The 6,241-nt window shown below is 30.3% G+C and carries 4 protein-coding genes; 2 read left to right on the top strand and 2 right to left on the bottom strand.

Features of this window, described 5'->3' with window-relative positions:
• A partial coding sequence (locus EIC27_RS07395; RefSeq protein ID WP_205702354.1) for a hypothetical protein occupies positions 1-217 on the top strand: 217 nt, incomplete at its 5' end.
• Positions 218-417: 200 nt separating this feature from the next.
• Here EIC27_RS07395 and mutS read toward each other — a convergent pair.
• Positions 418-3,021 (bottom strand): DNA mismatch repair protein MutS, encoded by a 2,604-nt coding sequence (mutS, locus tag EIC27_RS05695; protein WP_126045127.1) that lies wholly within the window; start codon positions 3,019-3,021, stop codon positions 418-420.
• Between the two features lie 639 nt (positions 3,022-3,660).
• Here mutS and EIC27_RS05690 point away from each other — a divergent pair.
• Complete coding sequence (locus EIC27_RS05690; RefSeq protein WP_126045126.1) at positions 3,661-4,923, top strand: flagellin N-terminal helical domain-containing protein; 1,263 nt, start codon at positions 3,661-3,663, stop codon at positions 4,921-4,923.
• A gap of 371 nt (positions 4,924-5,294) precedes the next feature.
• Here the strand turns inward: EIC27_RS05690 and EIC27_RS05685 are convergent.
• The coding region (locus tag EIC27_RS05685) for an SIS domain-containing protein (RefSeq protein ID WP_126045125.1) at positions 5,295-6,241 on the bottom strand (947 nt) is incomplete at its 5' end.

The following is a 6,241-nucleotide window of genomic DNA, read 5'->3' as shown; positions in this document are numbered from 1 at the left end:
CTTTTTTTATATTCTTCTACTAGCTCTTTCCATTTTTCATTACTTATTCTTTTTTTCTTTTTTTCTAATAGCATCATTAGCCTCTATTTTTTTAGGCTTTTGTTCTACCACTTATTTTTATTCTTGCCTAGATGCCCTTATTTTAGCGCTTACCTATATAGTCATTGCGAGTGCACAAAGTGCTCGTGGCAATCAAGTAAAGCATCAACAAATATAAATGCGATAATAGTTATGGATCACCACAGTCGAGCTAAAGCTCTCCCTCGTGATGACTATGGGAGGTAGGATACAATATCTCTCCTTTGTGATGACTGTTGAGTTATATACATTCCTCCTTTGTGATAACTGTTGAGAGACATTACTCTTCATGATTACAAGATTTGCTATAAATTTCTTATTTCTTATCTGCAGTTCGGGTTATTCTTTAAAATTAACTTTGCTCTTCAGTTCATATAATATTTTTTGAGCTTCAATAGGAGTAATATTATTTATATCTACATTTTTAAGAATTTTTAAAATCTCATTTTCTTTATAAACTATATCTTCTTGATAATTATCTTTGACTTGAACGGGTTCTTTTTTTTCAAAATTAGTTAAAATTTGTTTTGCAGAGTTAATAACTTTTTTTGGTAAACCTGCTAATTCTGCAACATGAATTCCATATGAACTATCTGCAACACCAGGTATAATTTTATGTAAAAAAATAATATCTTTATTCCATTCTTTTACTTCCATAGTATAATTTGCAATCCTAGCTAACTTATTATTTAGTTGTGTTAACTCATGATAATGAGTTGCAAATAATGCCCTACAATTAATATGATTATATAAATATTCAAACACAGCCCAAGCAATAGATATGCCATCGTGAGTAGATGTACCTCTGCCAATTTCATCAAGAATAACAAATGATTTTTCAGTTACATTATTTATAATGTATGCTGTTTCTGTCATTTCTACCATAAATGTTGATTCACCTTTTGCAATATTATCTGCAGCACCAATTCTGCTAAATATTTTATCAACAACTCCTATATGCACTCTTTTTGCAGGCACGTAGCTACCAATTTGAGCAAGAATACAAATTAAAGCATTTTGTCTTAAAAAAGTACTTTTCCCAGCCATATTAGGCCCTGTAATTAACCATATCTTCTCTTCATCAGTAATGTTAGCAGAATTTGGAATAAAATTTTCTCTTTGAAAATTTTCCACTACAGGGTGACGACCTTCTTCAATAAAAAATGTATTGCTATCATCAAGTATAGGTCTAATATATTTATTTTGAATAGCAATTTCACTAAGAGCACTATAAAAATCAAGATTTGCTATGCTATCAATAACTAAATTGATCTCATCAAAATAATGCTTCACTTTATCACAAAGCTTACAAAATATTTCCTTTTCCAAGTTAGTAATTTTAGTATCACAATTAAGAATAATATTTTCTAAATTCTTCAATTCATCTGTAAAAAATCTTACTGAATTTCCTAAAGTCTGCTTATGAATAAATAATTTTTCATCCAATTTACTTGAATTCAAACTTGTCACTTCAACAAAATATCCAAAAATATTGTTTTTAGCTATTTTTAAATTTTGCACACCTGTTTTGTGTCTATATTTATCCCTTAATTCATTAATTGTTTGATTTGAATTATACTTTAAATCATATAGCTCATCTAAATATTTATTATATCCTTTTTTAATAAATGCTTGATTTTCTATAATATTATCACATGGAATTAAAGCTTGCTCTAATTCATCAACTAATTGATTATAACCATATATTTGAGAAATTAGAGAATTTATTCCATCAATTAAATTTTCACCATTTATTCTTAGTAATTCACTAATCATTGTTGAAATTTTTAAGCCATTTTTTATGATATCTAAATCTCTTGGTATTGCTTTATTAATAAAAATTTTAGATAATGATCTTTGAACATCAGGAAAAAATTTTAAATATTCCCTAATTTTTGTTCGAAGTTCGGTTTTATTATAAAAAAAGCTTACACAATCTAACCTTTTATTGATTACGGATGAATTTTTAAGTGGTGAATTTAATCTAGTTTTTAGTAATCTTGCTCCTGCTGAAGTAACTGTTTTATCAATAACATTTAACAAATTAAATTCCTTATTTATAGAATTTTTATCAAACTCAAGGTTAATTCTAGTAGAAGCATCTATTTCAACAAAATACTCTCTCTCTAGCTTTTGCAATACTTTTAACTTTGGTAAATTATTTTTTTGAGTATGAATAATATATTCTATCAATGCTCCTGCTGAAACTAATTGTTCTTTGCTAAATTCTCCAAGGCTTTTAATGGAATTGACATTATAATATTGAACTATTCTTTGCAGGCAATTTTTATGATCATATATATTATTGCTTCTAACAGTTATAATATTTTTATAATTCATAAAAATAGGATCACTTGAAAGTTTATATGATACTAAAACTTCTTTTGGACTTAGTCGTGATATCTCATTTACAACCTGATTTTTGCTACAAGTAGTAACATAAAAATCTCCTGTTGTAAGCTCAACCCACGCAATAGAATAATTACCTTTTTCCTCAGCAATTGATGTAAGGTAATTTGTATTTTTCGAATCTAATAATTTTTCCTCCATTAATGTACCAGGTGTAATGATCTGCATAACTTCTCTTCTTACAACAGATTTATACCCCCTTTTTTTTGCTTCTTCAGGAGATTCTAGTTGTTCACATATTGCAATACTATAACCCTTTTTAAGTAATCTATTAATGTAATGTGTTGCACTATGATATGGCACACCACACATTGGTATGTTATCACCATTCTGTTTTCCTCTTTTAGTAAGCACTATGTCTAAAATTTTTGACGCGACTTGTGCATCTTCAAAAAATAATTCATAAAAATCTCCTAATCTATAAAAAAGCAAATAGTCTTTATGAGCTGATTTAATTCCTAAATATTGCTTCATCATAGGAGTAAGAATAGAATTTGAAATACTATTAAAAGATATTTCTTCTTGTTTATTCATTAGCAATTTTTATAAAAACTCGATAAGAATTTTTTACATCATAAATAAATATTTTTAAAGAATAATTTATTCATTACTTGTCATTGCGAACGAATGCAGTGAGTGCGGCAATCCAGAAATACTTCACAAACATAAATGAGGAAACATTCCTGGATCACCACGGTTGCTACGCAACCTCGTGATGATTAAATTAAAAAATTTATTCATTACTTGTCATTGCGAACGAATGCAGTGAGTGCGGCAATCCAGAAATACTTCACAAACATAAACGAGGAAACATTCCTGGATCACCACGGTTGCTACGCAACCTCGTGATGACTAAATTGAAAAAAAGTACCTCGTGATGACAAAAAGAAGTACAAAATGGGCTCGTGATGGCTAAATTAAAATTGTAATTGCGAGAGCATGTTAATGCTCTTGACAATCTAAAAATTAAAATTATTAAATCTAAATAAAAGCTTGCAATTACTTTTTAGCATGCTAACGTTTTATTATAAGAATAACGACAGAAGTCGTAATTTATCGTGAGTAGTATGTAAAAGGGGTTTGGTTTTTTATTATCAATCTTGTATTACGTTGCTTATTAGATAAGTTTAATTTGACAGTAGTCTCGTTAAATAACTAAATTGGAGAAAGACAATGTCTATACCATCAATTACTAATACACAAACAGCTGGTGTACAAGATGCCATCGGCAAAATTCTAGAAGATTCCTCTACAATAGCAAATAAGTTATCTTCTGGGCAAGGTATATTATTTCCTTATGAAGATCCAGCAGGTCTTGCAATCGGTACAAAACTAGAAGTAAATTTAGGTCTACAAAAAGAGTCATTAAAAAGTGCTCACCAAGCATCAGTGGTGTTAAACATTGCATACGGTGGTGCTAAAGGTGTGGTAAAAATTTTAAAAAGACTTGATCAATTATCAATCATGGCATTAACAGGAAGTGCTACTGACTCTGATAGAAAATTGATTAACCTTGAAACTCAACAATTAAAAGCTGAGGTTGAACGTATTGCTACAGCTACTAACTTTAACGGTAGGAACCTAATCGATGGCTCAACTAAACAAGTTAGCACACCAATTGAAGGAGATAATAAACTGAATTATAGTTTGTACAATAACGCTATTATGGATAGTACAAACACAGCAATGTTTATTAAGTTTGACTCAAAAGGAACTTCAGGCGAGCAATATAAGTTATTATTAGATTCTGCAGGTACTGGAATTAATGACTTAAGTGGAAATAAAGCTTTTGCATATGATGATTCAACAAAAACTGTTTCAACTTTAGATGGTGTACCTTTGTTTAAAGTGGATGATAAAGATAAAGTCACAACTGTAACAACACAAGTGGTAGATGCTCCAGCTGCAGGAACAACACCAGCAACTTATAAAGATGGCGCAGCAGTTGGTCTAGCTGATGGAGGTGTTGTATCAGAAACACCGGCAGGTGGTAGTGCAAGTCAAATTTTCATATTTGATTCACAAAAGCAAAAACAATCTCCTATGGTGTTCCAGGTTGGTGCTGAAGCAAATCAGCAAATTTCAATTGATTTTGATAGTGTTTCTCCAAAAGCTCTTGGAATTGATAAATTAAAACTTGAAACTGTAGAAGATGGTAGAAATGGGCAAGAATTAATCAGAACTGCACTAGATACTATGTTCAACTACAATTCAAAGATTGGTGCATATCAATCTAGATTTAGAATGGTTGCAGATAGTATTTCAACAGCGATTGAAAACGTAGATGCTGCAAGAGCTCAGTTTATGGATGCTGATTTCACAGAATTAACTAAAGACTTCTCTCAAGAACAAGCTAAATTAACAGCTGCGATTGCTGCAGAAGCTAAGTTGATTCAAACACCACATACTTTGCTTCAATTAGTTACAGCTATATAGCATATTTATTTTTCATTACTGCTCTTTGGTATTCACTAAGGAGAAGTTTTTTTATTCCTTCCCTTCTTTTTTGTGTAACCTTTACAATTGCGAGGATGCTGATTAGGCATTCGCGGCAATCCACCTTCCCTTGTTTATCATTGCGAACGAACTTATCTTCTCAATTTGTCATTGCGAGAGCACGGAGTGAGTGTCACAATCCAATAATAAATTAACAAAACGTAAATGTGGCAACAATTCTGGATCACCACGGTTGCTACGCAACCTCGTGATGACTAAATTGAAAAAAACTACCTCCTTCGTGATGATAAAAATAAAAACGTCATTGCGAATGAACATAGTAAATGCATTCAATCCAGTAATTAAAATATCTATTCAACTGTTACTGATTTTGCTAAATTTCTTGGTCTGTCAACATTTCTTCCCAAACCTAATGCTGTTTGATACGCAAATAATTGCAAAGGTACAGTATAAAATAAAGGAGCTAAAATATCAGAACACTTAGGCATATTAAATAAATATTCTACATCTATATTATCTTTTGAATCAGTAAGTAAAACAATTTTTGCTCCTCTAGCCTTTACTTCCTCAATACTTGAAAGAGTTTTATTATAAACATTGTTTTTTGGCGTAAGACCTATAATTAATGAATATTCATCAACAAGTGCAATAGAGCCATGTTTAAGCTCACCTGCAGCAATTGCAAAAACTGGCAAATAAGATAATTCTTTTAGTTTTAAAGCCCCCTCTAAGCAAATAGGATACATATGATTTCTACCAATAAAAATTACGTTTTTTGCTTGTGTTATGGCTTTAGAAATCTCTATAATTTTTCTATTAACACTTAAAATATCACCTAATTTAGCAATTTCAGAATTAAAATTACTTAGCATTCCAAGATATGAACTTTGAGTAATAATATTTTTCTGCTTTGATGCCATTAAGACTAAATTAAGCAACTTCATTAATTGAGCTATAAAGCTTTTAGTAGCTGCAACAGATGTTTCTACACCAGCTTCAATAGGAATTAAATAATCAGATAAATTTGCAATTGAACTGTTCAAATTATTAATCAATCCAATTGTTGTGACATTTTGCTTTTTTGCCTCCTTTAGTGCAGATAGTGTATCTAAAGTTTCTCCAGACTGTGAAATAAAAATATAAACTCCTTTTTTATCATAAATTACATTTCTAGCTCTAAATTCTGAGGCAAAATCAATTTCAACTGGAATTTTAGCATAACTCTCAAACCAATATTTTGCCACCATACCTGCATTGTAAGAGCTTCCACATGCAATTATAGAAATTTTACTAACAT

Origin of the sequence: Candidatus Aquarickettsia rohweri, from assembly GCF_003953955.1 — a bacterium.
GTDB lineage: Bacteria > Pseudomonadota > Alphaproteobacteria > Rickettsiales > Midichloriaceae > Aquirickettsia > Aquirickettsia rohweri.
Note: the sequence above shows the minus strand (reverse complement) of the source record. Positions and strands in the feature narration are given on the sequence as shown.

Bases quoted from the DNA above. Each gene is read 5' to 3' on its own strand.
- mutS (WP_126045127.1), bottom strand. From the start codon at position 3,021: ATGAATAAACAAGAAGAAATATCTTTTAATAGTATTTCAAATTCTATT.
- EIC27_RS05690 (WP_126045126.1), top strand. From the start codon at position 3,661: ATGTCTATACCATCAATTACTAATACACAAACAGCTGGTGTACAAGAT.